Source organism: uncultured Aquabacterium sp., assembly GCF_947366995.1.
GTDB lineage: Bacteria > Pseudomonadota > Gammaproteobacteria > Burkholderiales > Burkholderiaceae_C > Aquabacterium.
In genome coordinates this window covers 1-17,772 of record NZ_CANBCC010000079.1, presented here as the reverse complement: position 1 = coordinate 17,772, position 17,772 = coordinate 1, and the positions used below count along the sequence as shown (strand labels likewise).

Genomic DNA, 17,772 nt, shown 5'->3' with positions numbered 1-17,772 from the left:
CCACCGAGAAGATCTTGATGATCTTGTTCTGGTTGATGTTGATGAAACCGACGGTCGCATCCATCAGGAAGTTGATCTTGTCGAACAGGAAGGCCGTGTGCGAGTCGAGCGAGTCGATGTCGCGCAGGATCTGGCGCGCTTCCTCGAACTGGTCGGCGTTCAGCATCCGCGCGCGCATCATGAAGCTCACGGCGCGGCGCGTGTCCATCACGTTGCGGCGAATGCGCCCATTCAAGTCTTCCTGGCGCGCGATGGCGGCCAGCGCCTCACCGGCGGCCTGGTCGTTCACCTCTTCCTTCAGCACGCGCTGGCTGACCTTCTCCAGGTCGTCGTAGATGCCTTCCAGCGTGTCGGCCGAGTACTCGGCATCGGCGTCGTACAGCTTGAGCAGCACGTCCTTGGCGTCTTCGATCAGCGCGGGGATGCGGCGGGCACGCATGCGCAGCAGGCGGAACACCGGCAGGTCTTCGCGGTGGATCGAGAACAGCACGTTCTGGTGCAGGATGAAGGCCACCCGCACGTTACGCGGCGTTTCGTCGTCGTCGATCAGGAAGTCCGAGCGGATGTGCACGGCGCCGTCTTCTTCGTAGAAGCGCGCCGATTCTTCCAGGTCGTCGTCAATGATGTCGCCGGGGATGACGAGGCCGAAGCGCACGGCGATCCAGCCCTTTTCCTCGGGCGTCGGGTCCTCGAGGTCGACCCAGATGGGGCGGACCGGCGTCAGCTCGTCGAGGCTGTCGATTTCTTCCTGAAACAGCCGGCCGTTGGCCAGCGTGAAGACGTTGAGCATGGGAGCTCCAGCACGTGCGCCACGGGCCGGGGGCCGTACGCGGTCGCACAGGTTGGTGAAGGGGGTGGAATGTGGTGGTTGCCGCCCCCTCCTGCATGCCGGCCGGCCGCGGCGTCGCGCCGGCGGGTGGCACCGGTCGAACCCTGGTGCGCCAGATGCGGTCTGGGGCGGTCAGCGGGCTCGGCGCCGGTGGCTGGAGTGGGCGGTCACCGAGGGTGACTGTCCAAGGTGTCTGCTCCGAAAGTGCCGCATGAACGGCAACACGACATTATGGCGTGTGTTGCGCTGCGGCATGCACGCAAGGCGGCATGTTCTTGGCAAGCGGGGCGCCCACCCTGTGAAGGCTGTCGGTTGCATCAGATTCGTGAATGATTGGCGATGCAAATTCTTCAGTTGATGCATGGGTCGGGCTTGCGTAGCATCCGCCCAAGCCCATCCCATTGCAGGAGACACGACATGGATTTCCAGCCCAGCCCGCGTGGCAAGCAGACGGCCGAACGCGTTCGCGCCTTCATCAAGGAGCACATCGAGCCCATCGAGGCCGCGCACTGGAAGGGCATCCACGAAAAGCGCCATGGCGGCCACTGGACGGAGTGGACCATCCCGCCGGTGGTGGAAGAGCTGAAGGCCAAGGCAAAGGCCGAAGGCCTGTGGAACCTGTTCCTGCCCGATCCCGAACTGGGCGCCGGCCTGAGCGTACTGGAGTACGCCTTCAGCGCTGAGGAGACCGGCCGCAGCCTGATGGCGCCCGAGATTTTCAACTGCAACGCGCCCGACACCGGCAACATGGAAGTGCTGTGGAAGTACGGCAGCGCGGAGCAGAAGGAACAGTGGCTCAAGCCGCTGCTGGCTGGTGACATCCGTTCGGTGTTCTTCATGACCGAGCCCGACGTGGCGTCGTCCGACGCCACCAACATGGCGGCCACCGCCGTGGTCGAGGGCGACGAGATCGTGCTCAATGGCAAGAAGTGGTGGTCGTCCGGCGTGGGCGATCCGCGCTGCAAGATCGGCATCTTCATGGCGCTGACGCCCAACCCCGACCTGGGCCGCCACAACCAGCACTCGATGGTGCTGGTGCCGCTGGACACCCCGGGCGTCGAAATCAAGCGCATGCTGCCCGTGTTCGGCGAGTACGACGAACCGCACGGCCACGGCGAGGTGCACTTCACCAACGTGCGCCTGCCGCTGAGCAACGTGATCGCCGGCCCCGGCCGCGGCTTCGAGATCGCGCAGGGCCGCCTGGGACCGGGCCGCATCCACCACTGCATGCGCTGCATCGGTGCGGCCGAGCGCTCGCTGGAGCTGGCGATCAAGCGCGGTCTGGACCGCGTGGCCTTCAAGAAGCAGTTGATCAACCTGGGCGGCAATCGCGAGCGACTGGCTGAAGCCCGCGTCGCCATCGACCAGGCCCGACTGCTGACGCTGCAGGCTGCGTGGAAGATCGACACGCTGGGCGTGCATGCCGCGCTCACCGACGTGTCGGCCATCAAGGTGGTGGCCCCCACCATGCTGCAGAACGTGGTCGACTTCGCGATCCAGATCCACGGTGGCGCGGGCGTCTCGCACGACACCCAGCTGACGGCCTTCTTCAACCAGGCCCGCTCGCTGCGCCTGGCCGACGGCCCGGACGAGGTGCACAAGGGCATGATCGCCCGCCTCGAGCTGATGAAGTACGGCCAGAAGTAAGCGGCATGGGGGCGATCTACCTGCTGCGCCATGGCCAGGCCTCGTTCGGCTCGAACAACTACGACCAGCTCTCGGCCGTGGGCCACCAGCAGGCCCGCGTGCTGGGCGAGGCCCTGAAGGCCCGCGGGGTGACGCCCGACCGGCTGGTGAGCGGCACCATGCTGCGCCACCAGGAAACGGCGGCCGGGGCCCTGGCCGGGCTCGGGCTGGATGCGGCCACGCCGCTGGCGCTGCATGCCGGCGTCAACGAGTTCGACCACGAGAACGTGATCGAGGTGGCCGAGCCGCGCTATGCCGACAAGGTCGCCATGATGGCCGAGATGGCGGCCACCGGTGACCCGCGCCGCGCCTTCCAGAAGTTCTTCCAGGACGCCGTGAGTCGCTGGGTGGGCGGCAACCACGACGACGAGTACGCCGAACCCTGGTCTGTGTTCAAGCTGCGCGTGGTGGCCGCGCTCGACGAGATCGTACGGCAGACGCCGCCCAAGGGCACCACCTTGGTCTTCACCTCCGGCGGCACGATCAGCGTGGTGTGCGCGCACCTGCTGGGGCTGAACGATGCGCAGGCCTTCACCATCAACTGGACGCTGGCGAACGCCGGCATCACCAAGGTGGTGGCCGGGCGCGACGGGCTGCACCTCATCTCGGTCAACGAGCACGCGCACGTCGAAGGCGTGGAACCTTCCCTCCTGACCTACCGCTGAGTGCGTTTCACCGCTCGTGTCGGTCGCCCCACCAGGGCTGCGGCCGACAATGCCGGCTGCACCGCCGACACACAACGAGAAGGAGACCACCGCGATGCGCATCACCCGAATCCTCGCCATCGGCGTGCTGGCGCTGGCCGCCCTGGCGGGCACCGGTGTGGCCCTCACCTGGGCGCCTGACCGGCCCGTCGACACCCTCAAGGCCCGGTGGGCCCCGTGGCCCTCGCGCTTCGTCGAGATCGAGGGCATGCCGGTGCACCTGCGCGACGAAGGCCCCCGCACCGATGCCACGCCCCTCGTGCTGCTGCACGGCACCTCGGCCAGCCTGCACACCTGGGATGGCTGGGTGGATGCGCTCAAGGGCGAGCGTCGCATCATCCGCATCGACCTGCCCGGCTTCGGGCTGACCGGCCCCACGCCCGATGGCGACTACCGGCTGGTGCGCTACAGCCGTTTCGTGGGCGCGCTGCTCGACGAACTCGGCCTCAAGCAGGTCGTGCTGGCCGGCAATTCCTTTGGCGGGCAGGTGGCCTGGAAGTTTGCCGCCGATGCGCCTGGCCGCGTCGCCCGACTGGTGCTGGTGGACGCCGCCGGCTACCCGTTCAAGCCCGAGTCCGTACCAGCGGCCTTCCGCATCGCGCGCATCCCCGCTCTCGAGCCGCTGATGACGCACACGCTGCCGCGCAGCATGGTCGAGTCCAGCGTGCGCAATGTCTACGGGGATCCGGCCCGTGTCACGCCGGAGCTGGTCGACCGCTATTACGAGCTGGCGCTGCGCGAAGGCAACCGTGACGCGCTGGTGCAGCGTTTCCGGCAGACGCCCGGCGGCGAGTTCGCCGAGCAGATTCCGCAGCTCAAGGTGCCCACGCTGATTCTGTGGGGCGGACGCGATCGCCTGATCCCACTGGAGAACGGCCAGCGCTTTGCGCGCGAGATTGCGGGCAGCAAGCTGGTGGTGTTCGATGCCCTCGGCCACGTGCCACACGAGGAAGATCCCTCGGCCACCGTGGCGGCGGTGAAAGGCTTTCTGGCTCAGTGAATGAGCCAGCCCATTCAACCGGCGGGATCTTGTGCAGCGCTCGGCGTCGCCACGGCCTCCAGCCGCAGGTAGGCCACGATGGCCAGCGCCAGAGGCGCCAGGTAGTACACCGCGCGGTAGGCCAGCAGCGACGCGAGCAGCGTGCCATGCCCGACCTGCCCGCCCAGAAGCGCCAGGCACACCGCCTCGATGACGCCCAGCCCGGCGGGGATGTGGGTGATGACCCCGGCGATGGCGCTGACCATGAGTGCACCGAGCACCACGGGATAGGCCACGCCTGCCGGCATCAGGGTGTACAGCACCGCCCCGATCACCATCCAGTTGCCGATCGACAGCGCGAACTGGATCAGCGCCACACGGGTGCGAGGCAAGGTGAGGTCGTGGCCGCGCACGTGCCACGTCCGCTTGCGTGCGGTGATGCAGGCGATCAGGTAGGCGACGGCCACGGTGCACAACGCCCCACCCAGTGCCTGCAGGGCCACTGGTGCCACGCCCCACGACGGCGGCGGCCGCACCAGCCCCAGCAGAAAGCACGTGCCGGCCACCACCCCCCAGCCCAGCCAGTTTGTCAGCATGCTGAGGCCCAGCACCTGCGTGACCTCGGCCGGGCTCAGACCCAGCCGCGCATACAGCCGGTAGCGAAAGGCAAAGCCGCCGATGAGCGAGCCGAGGTTGAGGTTGAACGCATAGCTCACGGCCGTCACTGCCATCATGCGCCGCGGCGGCAAGCCCAGGCGCAGTTGGTGGCGGCCCACCAGGTCGTACTGGCTGTAGATCAGGTGGCTCAGCACAGTGAGGCCGGCCGCCATGGCCAGCGTGGTGGGCTGCAGGCGCTGCACCGCCGTCCACACCTCCTGCCAGTCCAGGTCGCGCGCCTGGCGGACAAGCAGCGCGCCCACCAGCAGTGCAAACGCGCCGAACAGCCATGGACGCAACCGGGGCCACCAGCCACGTTGCGCGGTGTCGGCCTGGGGCTCGGCGGGAGGAGACGCGGCGGGGCGGCGTGCGGCCATGGTGTTCAGGCGGGTGGGGGCTCGGGTGGCGTGGGCGCGGGCGACGCGGCGGTGATGCGGGGCTGGCGGCGCGGCAGCCAGGCCAGCCAGCGTGGGAAGTGGCGCAGCAGGTGGAACACCAGCACGCTGCTGCCCAGTCGCCACACCCGGCTGCTGCCCTCCGCCTCGGCATCGATCTGCCGACAGTGGTTGCGCATCAGGTGCTCAAGCCGATGCCGCAGGTGCTCGTTGAAGGCGCGGCTCCACACGACCACATTCGCCTCCAGGTTCAGCGACAGGCTCCACGGGTCGAGGTTGCTCGAGCCCACGGTGGCCCAGTCGTCGTCGGCCAGGGCCACCTTGCCGTGCAGCGGGCGCTCGCAATACTCGTGAATCTCGATGCCCGCGCCCAGCAGATAGCGGTACAGGGAGCGGGCAGCCAGGCCGGCAATCGGCATGTCGGGCTCGCCCTGCAGGATCAGCCGCACGCGCACGCCGCGGCGGGCCGCATTGCGCAGGTCGCGCAGCAGCCGGTAGCCGGGAAAGAAGTAGGCGTGCGCCAGGATCAACTCCCGCTGCGCCATGCGGATGGCCAGCCGATAGTGGCGTTCGATGTCGGTCGGGTGAGCCTCGTTGTCGCGCGTGATGAAGGCGCCCCAGGCCTCCGTGCTGGTGTCCGGACGAGCTTGCGCGAGCGCGATGCGCGGCCGGTTCCACCACCACCGGCGGCGCCCCCGGTCCTGCGTGTTCGACAGGGCAAAGCGGTGGATCTCGGCCACCAGCGGGCCTTCCACCAGCACGGCGTAGTCCTGCTTGGCCTGTGGCCCGAAGTCGCCCAGGTGGTCTGCCGAGAAGTTTATGCCGCCCACGAAGGCGCGCGCGCCGTCCACCACCACCAGCTTGCGATGCAGCCGCCGGAAGGCATGCAGGCGCATCCCCAGCAGCCGGGGACGCTTGTCGAAGAACTGCACCCGCACGCCCGCCGCCGTCAGTGGCCCCACATAGTCGTCGCCCAGGTCGCACGAGCCGAAGCCATCGACCGTGAGCACCACCCGCACGCCGCGCTGCGCGGCGTCCAGCAGCACGGCATGCAGCGCCCAGCCCACCTTGTCCTCGAACAGGATGAAGGTTTCGATCAACACTTCCGTCTGCGCTTGCGCGATCGCCTCGAACACTCGTGGGTAGAAGGCCTCGCCGTTCTCCAGCAGTTCGATGTGGCCGATGGGGCTCCAGTTCGCTTTCACAGCCGTACCTCCGCGCACAGCGGTGCATGGTCTGACAGGTGGCTCCACGGTTGCGTGGACAGCACGCGCGGGTGATGAACGTGCACGTTGCGTGCATAGATGCGGTCCAGCCGCAACAGGGGCCAGCGGGCCGGAAAGGTGCGCGGCGGCGCCCGGCCGGTGTCGGCAAACGGGTCACGCAGGCCGGCGCACTGCTGCAGGCGGTGATGGGCCTTCAGGCGCCAGTCGTTGAAATCGCCAGCGATCAGCAAAGGCGCCTCGCTCGGCACATCGCGGTCGATCAGTTCACACAGCAGGGCGAGTTGCGCCGTGCGTTCGGCCTCGCGCAGACCCAGGTGCACGCACACCGCGTGCACTTCGGTCGCGCAGCCCGGCACGTCGAGCACGCAGTGCAGCAGCCCGCGGCGCTCTTCGCCCCGAAAGCCGTGGCCCGAAACATCGTGGTTGGTCCAGCGCCGGATCGGAAATTTCGACAACAGCGCGTTGCCGTGGTCGCCCTCGGGGTAGACAGCGTTGCGACCGTAGGCAAAGTCGCTCCAGATCTCGTCGGCCAGGAACTCGTACTGCGGCATGGCGGGCCACAGACTGTGTCGGTCGGCATGGCCCGCGTGCGTGCCATGCACCTCCTGCAGAAAAACCAGGTCGGCGTGCACGCTGCGCACGGCTTCACGCAACTCGGGCAGGATGAAGCGGCGGTTGAAGGGCGTGAACCCCTTGTGGGTGTTCACCGTCAGCACCGTGAACGACAGCGGGGCAGAGGCGGGCATCTGGGCGGGGCCCGAAAGAAGGCCGTGTGGCAGGACACTGGATAGGGCAAACGGTGTGCCTGCGGCGGACGGGCTCCGCGTTCAGAACACCTTTTTCAGGTGCACGACCCACGCCTCGCGGGCGTCCTTTCCGTTCCCCTGCCACAGTCGCGACCACTCCGCCACGGCCGCCCAGGACGCCCCCAGCGGCATCGACTGGGTCCAGCGGGTTTCCCATGCCTGCTGACCGCTGCCCGCGGCATTGACGAGCGCCGTCAGCGTCACGATCGACTTCATGCCGCCGACTTCCCGCACCAGCATGCCGACCTGGGGGGCGCCAAACACATAGGCGCCGCCCCGCCAGCCAAGCCCGCCGCCCGCCAGCGCGAACACGTCGATATCGGTCTGGAGGCGCCAGGTGGCGCCCAGGGCGCCGTCCACCAGCATGGCATGTCGGGCGCGCAGATGGCGGTCGGGTTGCTGGTCGATGCCGATGCGCATCCGCCCTGAAAGGCCGCCCGTGAACACATCGCGCGGTAGCAGTGACGCCACCGAGTACAGCGTGGCGCGCTCGAGGCGCACGGCATCACCACGCGGGGCGACGAGCAGGCTCAGTTCCATGAGCTGCAAGCTGTTTTCGCTGAAGTAGCTGCGGTTGTCGTCCTCCAGGCCGTGGGAAGTCGGCAGCCATCGCCATTGCGTCCAGTGGCGCCCGTCGCGCCACAACCAGCCAGCCGACCACTGGCTGTCGGGGGGCGACTGCGCCGGATCGCGATGGGGTGCGCTGCGGGCCTGCCAGCCGCTGAAGCGCTGCGCATCCAGTGCGTCGAGTCGCGCTGCGTAGGCCATGCCGCGCTCGGCACGCCGCAGCCCCTGGTCCGTGAGGTAACGGTTGTAGGCCCCCGCAAGCTGGTGCTGCAGAAAGGCGCGCTCGGGTTGCCCGGACAGCGTATCCGGGCCCGGTAGGCGGTCGTTCTGCACCATCTGGCGCACCTGAACGGCCTCGCGGGTCGGCAGCCCGTCGGCCAGCAGGCGCAAGGCCCACCGGCTCGCGGTCAGGGTGGTCGGTGTGTCAAGCAGGCCGGCCGCGTCGGCCGAACGCAGCACGTCCTTCGGGGTGGTCCAGGCCTGTCGGTGGGCTAGCAAGGCGGGTTGCACGGCCGCCAGCATCTGCCACACCAGGGTGGCGCAATTGTGGCTCTGGAACAGGTAGCTGAAGCGGGTCTGTTTGAGCTCGATGGCGTGGGCCTGAAACAGCGTGCGCTGCGTGGCGTCCAGCTTCAGGGGGTAGATCCACAGGTTGCGTTGCTCCTCGCCGACATAGAGCGCAACCTCGCGCTCGAAGGGGGACAGCGAGAAGTAGCCCGCCATGCCGCCCACCAATCCGTCGTAGACGAGCTTCGGGATATTGAAGCTGACCGGGTCGGTGTAGAAGGACAGGGCATGGGACACGTTCTGCCCATCGGCCCGCCGTCCTTCGAGGCGCAGAAACAGATGCCCCAGCATGCTGGCGGGCTGACTCAGGTGTTCGGATGCGAACACCAGTGACACCGTCTCTGCTGGTGCGCGCGTGCGGAAATCCACCCAATCGGGGCAGTGGTCAAGGTCGGCGTTGCCATGGCCCAGACGGGCGTGCAGCCAGAGGAAGCGCGCGGGAAAGCGGCAGCGGGTCGCGAGCGCGCCGTCGTCATCGCCGTACAGCGCGTCGATGGTCGCTCGCAGTTCGGCGCGCAGCCCGAAGCGGGGCTGACTCAGCAGAAAGCCAGGGTCGGGGATGGCGGGCTGGGTGCCGTCTACGTGCAGCAGTGCGGCCCACTGCGGATCCTCATGCAGCAGGGCCTTGTCCGCAGCCGCGTGCACCCTTGCGACGTCGGGTGCCACCACGTCTGCTGCCGCGGCCGATGCGACCGTCGCCAGCAGCAGGCCGATCAACATCTTCCGTGCATGCATGAAAAAAGCGGCCCGAGAGCCGCTTGTGTGACGCGCCTGAGGCATCAAGGCTGCGATGCGGCAGCGGCGGGTGCAACAGCGGGCGCAGCGGCCGGTGTGGGGGTGGGCACGCAAGGAATGATGATGTTGTCGGAGTACTTCCACATGCGCTCGGTGGCGAAGTCGGTCGACGAGCCCAGCAGACCACCGGTGATGACGTTGCCGAAGAACTTGAAATCGACAGAGCTGTCGGCGACGGTCTGGGCGGCGCAGCCCGGCGACGTCACGGAGATCAGCTTCGATGCCTTCTGGCGTTGCACCTGCACCTGGCTCGGCGTCTGGAACGGCTTGCCGTCAACGGTGCCCTGCACCGGCTGGCCGTTGGAGGCCACGATCGTCACGGTCTGGGTGGCGTCGTTGAAGATGGAGGCGCAGCCGGAGGCCAGCACCGAGGCGGCCACCGCAGCGGCCAGAGCAAACTTGTTCATGTGAAAGTGTCTCCCAGGGGATTTGCAACAGCATGTCGATGATAGACACGCTTCTTTACATTCTGTCGCTCAGTCAAGGGGCGGGGCGCGCACGGTGGTTGACCGCGCGTCATTCGTTGCAGGGGCGCCACTTTTTTGTTCACAGCCGCGCCCTCACCAGTGCCGCTGCACCCCCACCGCCAGCACCCGTGCGCCTGTGGGCGCGTCTTCCCGCCAGGCGTGGCTTGCCTGCACGGTCAGTGCCCACTGCCGATCCGGATGCCATCGCGCCTGCAGGCTCGCGCCATGCTCGCCCGGCTGCCCGGCGAGGTACACCCGCCGATAGGCCTCCGCCTGCACGCGCACCTGCGGCCCCATCTGGGCCAGCAAGCCCGCCGCGATGCCCGTGCCAGCCGCCCAAGGCTTGCGAGCCAGGCTCCGATCCCAGCTCAGGTGGTTGTCCAGAAACACGTAGGCCATGGCCTGGCCTGGCTCGCCCAGATCCCAGGCCGCACCAGGCCCGCCCTGCACCTGTCCTCCCACCGGGCGACGGGCATCGGCATCGGCAAAGCGGCTGCGCTGGATGTGCATCCCCACGCGCCACGAGTGCGCCTTCAACAAGGGCTCGCGGGCGCTCAGCGAGGTGATCTCGACCGGCGTGAGGCGCTCGAAACGCAGCGGGCCGCTGCCCTCCCGGCTCAGCTCCAGCTGAAAGAACTGGATGGCCGAGCCGCTCTGGTAGCCCGCCTCCGGGTCGAGCAGGTCGTGGTAGGCCGGCCGCACGGCGAAGCTCAGCCAGCCGCGACCGTTGCGCTGTCCGGTCATCACGTCGATCCGGGCCGTCGCGTGGCCCGTGGTGGGCTCGTCGGTCGGGCGGGGCACGTTGACCGGGCTGCCGGCGGGCAGCTGAGCGCGTTGCATCAACAGGCTCATGCGCTGAGCCTGCACGACGTCGTCTGGGCGTGGGTGCCGTGTGGCCTCGTACGCCACCAGCCGCTCGGCGGTTTCGAGCACCAGCGCCTGCTGTGGCGCAGGCAGGGCGCTCTCGCGCACGGCGGTGGCCGGCACGCTGCTGTCGGCCAGCTGGCGTGCCATCCCGGCGGCCTCCGGCCCCAGCAGGCGGGCGCGGTGCCGCAACTCGGTGCTGTTGGCTGGACGGTAGCGCACCGCGCGCAGCCAGCCCGGGGTCTGGGCCACAGCGCGCACGGTGTCCACCGGAATGGCCCACCACGTGAAGCGCTCGGTCAGGCGGGCGTCGGGGCGTGCAGCCTCAAGCAAGGCCAGCAGGTGATAGGAGCAGTTCTCGTCGAAGAAGAAGTAATCGAAGCGGGTGGGGCCCAACTCCCACGTGTGGTCCAGCAGGCGGTCGATCTCCTCGCGCGACAGCGCCAGCTCGTACTCCCAGATGTCGCGGTTCTCCAGGTCGTTGTACTCACGCAGCCGCAGGTAATACGGCGCGTTGGTGAACTGGCCGGCGTACAGGCCAGTTAGACCCTTGAGCGCGTACGCCAGGCCATCGCTTTCGTCTGCGTTGGCCGCGTAGTTGATGGCGTACGACAGCATGGGCGCGCCCGGGCGTCCGCCCGTGTCCGGGTCCAGCCGCAGGAAGGTGTGGCCGTACATCGACGCGGGGCTGTTCAGGTAGGCCGACGGAAAGATCAGGCTGACCTTGTCGGCCTGCAGGCCGGCGCGCCAGGTGTCGTGGCGTTCGCACACGGGTTCGGGCAGCAGGGCGGGATCAAATGACAGCTGCTGCGCCAGCCAGCGGTAGCGGGCGATGAAGCGGCATGCAGCCGGCTGGCTCAGCGCATGGCGCGGTGTGGGATCGAAGAACGCAGCCAGCGTGGCGTCGAGCTCGGCCTGGGCGTTGCGGTGGCCCTGGGGGGCGAGAAAGAAATCGGCATCGTCAGCCAGACTGCGGTCGACGCGCGTGAGCGGATGCACCTGGTAGTGCAACAGCGCGCGCCACATGGGCTGGGTGGCCAGTGAGGCGGCCCGCGCGCGGGCCTGCAACGCAGCCAGGTGGGCGGTCTGCGCGGGTGACAGCGCGGGCGCGGTGTGGGCTGCGGGCTCGGGCGATGTGGCGTGTGTCGAGGGCGCGAGCGTGCTCAGGCACAAGGCGGCCAGCAGGCCACCGATGCGTGTCTTCACCTTGATGATTCCCTGAAAGCGCGCATGCCCAGCACAGGCCGGGCATGCAGACAGGGCGCGGATGCGCGCCCCGGTCACGCCGACGCCGCCTGGGCGGGCCGGCGTCTGGCGAACGTGATCAGATCACGGTGGCGTAGCCGGCCAGCTGGGCGTTCGAGGCCAGCACGGCCTTCAGGTTGGCCGCCACGGCTTCGGTGGCGAAGATGGTGCCGAAGTTGGCCTTGATGGTCGAGGCGAACAGGGCGCGGTCGCCTTCCTTCACGCCCATCACGGTGGCCAGGGTGTCGAGGCTTTCGCCTTGGCCGGCAGCGGCGTCACGGGCCAGGGCCACGCGGTTGCCGTCAATGTACATGGCGGTCTTCCACGACGAGCTCACGACGCCGTCTTGCGTACAGCCCGAGGTGCCGAAGGTGATGCCGAAGGTCTGGTTGCCCGAGGTGCCGTTGGTGGTGGCAGCCAGCACTTGCGGTGCGACGCCCGACTGGCCCTGGAAGACCTTGGAGCCCCAGCCGCAGGAGCCGACGTTGTTCTGAGCGGCCATGGACGAAGCGGCGGCCAGGGTGGCCAGGGCGGCGATGACGATTTTCTTCATGCTGATTCCTGAAATTGATGCGGTTGGATACGAGGACACAGAACGCTCACCGTGTCGAAAACCATTGTAGGGGTGGTGTTGTTCGGTCAGGTCGGCCTTACGGGGGGACCGTGGCAAGCGCGCACACCGAGGTATCCCTCGCTCACCACCCTGACAGGACCCTTCCACGACACCGCAACAAGTCCCCACGGCTGTTACCGCCCGAGCGCCGCCGAGGGCCCCGCTTCAAGGGGGCAGGGCCCGCTGCAAGGTCGGCATGATCGGCGGCGTTTTTCTTCGTCTTCTGAAGCACCACACCATGCGTACTTTCGTTTCCGCTCTTGCCGCGGCCGTTCTGGCTGCACTGGCGTCCACTGCCTCGGCCCAGGCCTACATTGGGGGCGTCGTCGGCGCCTCCGACATGGACATCGACTGCCGCGGCGCCAGCCGCTGCGACCAGGGTGACGTGGCCCTGAAGCTCTACTTCGGCCTGCCGATCGCCAACCGCGTCATCCCGACGCTGGCGCTGGAAGCCGGCTACATCGATTTCGGTGAGGGGCAGGCCGCCAACGCCGTGGCCTCGCGCAAGGTCAGCGTCTCGGCCCTCACGTTCGCGGCGGCCGCCCGCGTGAAGTTCTCGCCGGTGCTGAGCGGCGTCGGCCGCCTGGGCTTGGCCTATGTCGACGCCAAGGCCACGGGCAACGTCGGTCCCTTCCTGGTCAACGGCGGCTCCGACACCCAGCTCACGCCTTACCTGGGCTTCGGGCTCGAGTACGCGCTCAACCGCCAGCTCAAGGTCACCGGCGAGGTCGATTTCACCAGCTTCGACACCGGCAACGAGAGCGGCTCCGTCCACCAGATCGGCGTGGGCCTGCAGTACCAGTTCTGATCGCCGACACCGGACGCACCATGAAAAAGGGCACCCCGCGGGGTGCCCTTGTCGTGCCGGCCCTCAGGCCCGCGATGCGTCAGCGCATCAGGCCGAAGCCTTCTTCTTCAGACGCCACGCGTGCAGCAGCGGCTCGGTGTAGCCGCTCGGCTGTTCCTTGCCCTTGAAGACGAGGTCCAGTGCAGCCTGGAAGGCGGCGCCGCTCGGGTTGGCCACCAGCGACTGGTACAGCTTGTCGCCGGCGTTCTGCTGGTCCACCACGGCGGCCATGCGGGTGAAGGTCTCGCGCACCTGGGCTTCGGTCACCACGCCATGGTGCAGCCAGTTGGCCACGTGCTGGCTGGAAATGCGCAGCGTGGCGCGGTCTTCCATCAGGCCCACGTTGTGGATGTCGGGCACCTTGGAGCAGCCCACGCCCTGGTCGATCCAGCGCACCACATAACCCAGGATGCCCTGGATGTTGTTGTCCAGCTCCTGTTGCTTCTCGGCGTCCGACCAGTTGGCTTCGGCCACCACGGGGATGGTCAGCAGCTTGTCGAGCAGCGATTGCGGGTCTTCGCCGTTCTTCTCGATGTCGGCCTGGATGGCGGCCACGCTGACCTGGTGGTAGTGCGTGGCGTGCAGCGTGGCGGCCGTCGGCGAAGGCGTCCAGGCGGTGTTGGCACCGGCCTTCGGGTGGGCGATCTTCTGCTCCAGCATGCCGGCCATCAGGTCGGGCATGGCCCACATGCCCTTGCCGATCTGGGCGCGGCCGCGCAGGCCCGTCTGCAGGCCGATCAGCACGTTGCGACGCTCGTACGCGGCAATCCAGGCGCTGTTCTTGATGTCGCCCTTGCGCATCATCGGGCCGGCCAGCATGGCGGTGTGCATCTCGTCGCCGGTGCGGTCCAGGAAGCCGGTGTTGATGAAGGCCACGCGGCTCTTGGCGGCAGCGATACAGGCCTTCAGGTTGACCGAGGTGCGGCGCTCTTCGTCCATGATGCCCAGCTTCACGGTGCTGTCGGGCAGGCCCAGCAGCTGCTCCACGCGGCCAAACAGCTCGTTGGCAAAGCCGACTTCGGCGGGGCCATGCATCTTGGGCTTCACGATGTAGACCGAGCCCTGGCGCGAGTTGCGGATGGCCTGGCCGTTGATCTGGCCACGGCCTTGCAGGTCATGCAGGGCGATGGTCGTGGTGATCACGGCGTCCATGATGCCTTCCGGGATCTCCTTGCCTTCGGCGCCCCACAGGATGGCCGGGTTGGTCATCAGGTGGCCCACGTTCCGCACGAACATCAGCGAGCGGCCGTGCAGCTTGACTTCACCGCCCTTGGCGCCGGTGTAGACGCGGTCGGCGTTCAGCGCACGGGTGAAGGTCTTGCCACCCTTGGCCACTTCTTCGGTCAGCGTGCCCAGCTGGATGCCCAGCCAGTTGCTGTAGCCCAGCACCTTGTCTTCGGCGTCCACCGCGGCCACCGAGTCTTCCAGGTCCAGAATGGTCGACAGCGCGGCTTCCAGCACCACGTCGGCCACGCCGGCGGCGTCGGTCTTGCCGATCGGGGTCGCGCGGTTGATCTGGATGTCGATGTGCAGGCCGTTGTTCACCAGCAGCACGCTGGTCGGGGCAGCGGCGTCACCCTGGAAGCCGACGAACTGCTCGGGGTTCTGCAGGCCGGTCGTCTTGCCGTTGGCCAGGCTCACCACCAGCTTGCCGCCTTCGACGCGGTAGCCGGTCGATTCCTTGTGCGAAGCGCCTTCCAGCGGAGCCGACTGGTCGAGGAAGTTGCGCGCCCACGCGATCACCTTGGTGCCGCGAACGGGGTTGTAGCCCGTGCCCTTGTCGGCGCCGTCGGTCTCGGGGATGGCGTCCGTGCCGTACAGGGCGTCGTACAGGCTGCCCCAGCGGGCGTTGGCGGCGTTCAGCGCATAGCGGGCGTTCAGGATGGGCACCACCAGCTGCGGGCCGGCCTGAGTGGCCAGCTCGGCGTCCACGTTGGCGGTCGTGGCCTGCACGTCGGCGGGCACCGGCACCAGGTAGCCGATCTTTTCCAGGTGCGCCTTGTAGGCGGCCATGTCCTGGATCGGGCCCGGGTTGGCGGCGTGCCAGGCGTCCATGTCGGCCTGGATGCGGTCGCGCTCGGCCAGCAGGGCGGCGTTCTTCGGTGCCAGGTCGTTCACGATGGCGTCGAAGCCGGCCCAGAACTTGGCGCTGTCGATGCCGGTGCCGGGCAGCACCTTGTCTTCAACGAAACGGTAGAGCTCGGTGGCCACTTGCAGGCTGTGGACTTGGGTGCGTGCGGTCATGGATGAACCTCGGTCAACAAGAAAGAATCGAAAAAGGAATCAGGCGGGGAACAGGGCCAGCACCTCGCGCAAGGTTGCGCCCTGGTGGTCAGGTGGGGTGCCCAGGCGCTCCAGCGGTGCGCCCGTGCGGTTGACCCACAGCGTGGTGTAGCCGAACCAGGTCGCGCCGATCGCATCCCAGCCATTGCTGGACACGAACAGGATATCGCGCGCAGGCATCTGCAACGCGTCGACACCGATCTGGTAGGCCGCGGGGTCGGTCTTGAAGCGCCGCGTGTCGTGCACGCTGAGCACATGGTCGAGCAGGTCGCTCAGGCCCGCGCTGCGCACGGCGATCGCCAGCATGTCGGGATCACCGTTGGAGAGGATGCCGGTCGGGATGCCGCGGGCCTTCAGGCCCTGCAGCACCTCGCGGTTTTCGGGAAAGGCGGAGAGGTGGCGGTACTGGTTCATCAGCCGCTCCTCGCCTTCCGGGGTGAGGATCAGGCCCATCGCCTCGGCGCTGAACTGCAGCGCGGCACGGGTCAGGGCCCAGAACGGCTGGTAGGTGCCGCTCATCGAGACGAGGCGGGTGTACTCGATCTGCTTGTCGCGCCACGCCCGGGCCAGGCGGTCGCCCGCGCCTGGAAACAGCTGCTCGGCCGTGAGCCCGACGCTGTACACGTCGAACAGGGTGCCGTAGGCGTCGAACAGCACGGCACTGGGAGCAGGCCTCTTTTCCATGGCGTCACTTTATTCGATACTTCTGCCTGCATTACCGGCACAAAAATCCAATGATTTGTGACTTTGATGCACAAATCGCCGCGCCCACCGGCACCGCGCAGCCAGGGCAGAGGAGACAGCATGGACCGGCTCAAGCAGATTGAAACCTTTGTGGCCGTCGCCACCCGCGGCAGCCTGACCGCCGCTGCCCAGGCTGAAGGCGTGGCCCCGGCCATCATCGGTCGCCGCATGGACGCGCTCGAGGCGCGACTGGGCGTGAAGCTGCTGGTGCGCACCACGCGCCGCATCAGCCTCACCCACGAAGGCAGCGCCTTCCTGGAAGACTGCCAGAGGCTGATCACCGATTTCAACAATGCCGAGGCCAGCGTGTCGGAAGGCGGCGTGAAGGCCAGCGGCCACCTGCGCATCACGGGGCCGGCCGGCTTCGGCCGCCGCCATGTGGCGCCGCTGGTCCCCGCCTTTCTGGCCGAGCACCCGGACGTCAGCCTGTCGCTCAACCTGTCCGACCGCGTGGTCGACATCGTCAACGAGGGTTTCGACTGCGCGGTGCGGGTGGGTGACCTGCCGGATTCCAGCCTGGTCAGCGTGCGCTTGGCCGACAACCGCCGCCTGTGCGTGGCCACGCCCGCCTACCTGCAGCGCGCCGGCGTGCCGTCGCACCCGTCCGAGCTGGCGCGCCATGCCTGCCTCACCCTCAGTTCGGACGCCAGCCAGACCCGGGGATGGGCCTTCGTGATTGACGGCAACGTGAGCCACCTGCGGCCCACAGCCCGGCTCGACTGCAGCGACGGCCAGGTGCTGCACGAATGGTGTCTGCAGGGCCTGGGCCTCGCCTGGCGCAGCACCTGGGAGGTGCAACACGACATCGCGGCTGGCCGGCTGGTCAGCGTGCTCGACGACTTCGCGGCCCCGCCCAACGGCATCTACGCCGTCTTCCCCAGCGCCCGGCACCTGCCCTTGCGCGTGCGCCTGTGGATCGATTTCCTCAAGCACAGCTACGGCGATCCGGGCTACTGGGCGCGAGCCGGCCGGCACTGAGGGGCCCGACTCGCCCGTGCGCCCGCCCATGGGAGGGCCCTCCTGCAGGGGCCACCGCCAAGGGGATGGCCGACCACGGTGTGGCTGCGGCATCGTGGCGTCATGCCGCGATCCATCTGCTCTCTGATCCTCGTGTGGCTGACGCTGATCGGCGTGATGCCGGGCTCAGCCGTGGCCCGGGCGGCGCCCGCGCTGGTCGACGCCAACCACGCCGACGCCGTGCGTCTGATGACGGTGCCCGGCATCGGCCCCGGCATGGCGGCCCGGCTCGTCATCGTGCGCCAGCACGGCCCTTTTCGTGACTGGGCCGACCTCGTGCAGCGCGTGGCCGGGCTGGGGGCCGCCCGCGCGCAGGCCCTCTCGGCGGCCGGGCTCACGGTCAACGGCCTGCCGTGGCAGGGGCTGCCCCGTGCAGCGGCGCGCACCGGCGCCCGGCAAAAAGCCCAGTCCCCGCCGCGCGAGGCCGGCCCGCGCGCCCCGCGTGCCGGAAAACGCAACGGGCCCCCGAGGGCCCGTCGAA

General features: G+C 68.3%; 16 protein-coding genes. 6 read left to right on the top strand and 10 right to left on the bottom strand.

All coding sequences use genetic code 11. The annotated features are described in order from the left end of the window. Window positions 1-790, bottom strand: a 790-nt coding sequence (locus Q0Z44_RS16155) for a CorA family divalent cation transporter (RefSeq protein WP_298014666.1), incomplete at its 3' end; no start/stop codon positions are given. Between the two features lie 456 nt (window positions 791-1,246). Between Q0Z44_RS16155 and Q0Z44_RS16150 the strand changes: the two genes are divergently transcribed. The 3 genes from Q0Z44_RS16150 to Q0Z44_RS16140 all read left to right on the top strand — a co-directional run bounded on the left by Q0Z44_RS16150 (window position 1,247) and on the right by Q0Z44_RS16140 (window position 4,219). Continuing rightward, window positions 1,247-2,476 (top strand): acyl-CoA dehydrogenase family protein, encoded by a 1,230-nt coding sequence (locus Q0Z44_RS16150; protein WP_298014664.1) that lies wholly within the window; start codon window positions 1,247-1,249, stop codon window positions 2,474-2,476. Between the two features lie 5 nt (window positions 2,477-2,481). Then, window positions 2,482-3,180 (top strand): histidine phosphatase family protein, encoded by a 699-nt coding sequence (locus tag Q0Z44_RS16145; protein WP_298014663.1) that lies wholly within the window; start codon window positions 2,482-2,484, stop codon window positions 3,178-3,180. 94 nt (window positions 3,181-3,274) lie between these two features. Continuing rightward, on the top strand, window positions 3,275-4,219 hold the full coding sequence (locus Q0Z44_RS16140) for an alpha/beta hydrolase (protein WP_298014662.1): 945 nt from the start codon (window positions 3,275-3,277) through the stop codon (window positions 4,217-4,219). Between the two features lie 14 nt (window positions 4,220-4,233). Here the strand turns inward: Q0Z44_RS16140 and Q0Z44_RS16135 are convergent, their stop codons facing one another. The 7 genes from Q0Z44_RS16135 to Q0Z44_RS16105 all read right to left on the bottom strand — a co-directional run bounded on the left by Q0Z44_RS16135 (window position 4,234) and on the right by Q0Z44_RS16105 (window position 12,340). Next, window positions 4,234-5,232, bottom strand: coding sequence for a lysylphosphatidylglycerol synthase domain-containing protein (locus Q0Z44_RS16135; protein WP_298014660.1), 999 nt, complete (start codon window positions 5,230-5,232; stop codon window positions 4,234-4,236). A 5-nt stretch (window positions 5,233-5,237) separates the two neighbouring features. Then, window positions 5,238-6,455 carry a cardiolipin synthase ClsB gene (gene clsB, locus Q0Z44_RS16130; protein WP_298014658.1) on the bottom strand — a complete coding sequence of 406 codons (1,218 nt, stop codon included), beginning with the start codon at window positions 6,453-6,455 and terminating at the stop codon, window positions 5,238-5,240. Beyond that, on the bottom strand, window positions 6,452-7,222 hold the full coding sequence (locus tag Q0Z44_RS16125; RefSeq protein ID WP_298014656.1) for an endonuclease/exonuclease/phosphatase family protein: 771 nt from the start codon (window positions 7,220-7,222) through the stop codon (window positions 6,452-6,454). Before Q0Z44_RS16125 ends, clsB begins: the two co-directional genes overlap by 4 nt. A gap of 81 nt (window positions 7,223-7,303) precedes the next feature. Then, window positions 7,304-9,151, bottom strand: a complete 1,848-nt coding sequence (locus Q0Z44_RS16120; RefSeq protein ID WP_298014654.1) for a DUF4105 domain-containing protein — start codon at window positions 9,149-9,151, stop codon at window positions 7,304-7,306. A 44-nt stretch (window positions 9,152-9,195) separates the two neighbouring features. Then, window positions 9,196-9,618, bottom strand: coding sequence for a hypothetical protein (locus Q0Z44_RS16115; RefSeq protein ID WP_298014652.1), 423 nt, complete (start codon window positions 9,616-9,618; stop codon window positions 9,196-9,198). Window positions 9,619-9,771: 153 nt separating this feature from the next. After that, window positions 9,772-11,748, bottom strand: coding sequence for a DUF4105 domain-containing protein (locus Q0Z44_RS16110; RefSeq protein ID WP_298014651.1), 1,977 nt, complete (start codon window positions 11,746-11,748; stop codon window positions 9,772-9,774). Window positions 11,749-11,866: 118 nt separating this feature from the next. Further along, the gene (locus tag Q0Z44_RS16105) at window positions 11,867-12,340 is read right to left on the bottom strand and encodes a DUF3015 family protein (protein WP_109033980.1); all 474 of its coding nucleotides are present in this window, start codon (window positions 12,338-12,340) and stop codon (window positions 11,867-11,869) included. Window positions 12,341-12,638: 298 nt separating this feature from the next. Between Q0Z44_RS16105 and Q0Z44_RS16100 the strand changes: the two genes are divergently transcribed. Next, the gene (locus Q0Z44_RS16100; protein WP_298014646.1) at window positions 12,639-13,208 is read left to right on the top strand and encodes an outer membrane beta-barrel protein; all 570 of its coding nucleotides are present in this window, start codon (window positions 12,639-12,641) and stop codon (window positions 13,206-13,208) included. 87 nt (window positions 13,209-13,295) lie between these two features. On the opposite strand, the gene Q0Z44_RS16095 is transcribed toward Q0Z44_RS16100, so the two are convergent. Both Q0Z44_RS16095 and Q0Z44_RS16090 read right to left on the bottom strand, forming a co-directional pair. After that, window positions 13,296-15,491, bottom strand: coding sequence for a malate synthase G (locus Q0Z44_RS16095; RefSeq protein WP_298014644.1), 2,196 nt, complete (start codon window positions 15,489-15,491; stop codon window positions 13,296-13,298). Between the two features lie 39 nt (window positions 15,492-15,530). Beyond that, window positions 15,531-16,214: a haloacid dehalogenase type II gene (locus tag Q0Z44_RS16090; RefSeq protein WP_298014642.1), complete on the bottom strand. Its 684-nt coding sequence runs from the start codon at window positions 16,212-16,214 to the stop codon at window positions 15,531-15,533. 120 nt (window positions 16,215-16,334) lie between these two features. Between Q0Z44_RS16090 and Q0Z44_RS16085 the strand changes: the two genes are divergently transcribed. Then, a complete protein-coding gene (locus tag Q0Z44_RS16085) occupies window positions 16,335-17,252 on the top strand; it encodes a LysR family transcriptional regulator (RefSeq protein ID WP_298014640.1) in 918 nt (305 codons plus the stop codon). Between the two features lie 102 nt (window positions 17,253-17,354). Continuing rightward, the coding region (locus Q0Z44_RS16080) for a helix-hairpin-helix domain-containing protein (RefSeq protein ID WP_298014638.1) at window positions 17,355-17,772 on the top strand (418 nt) is incomplete at its 3' end.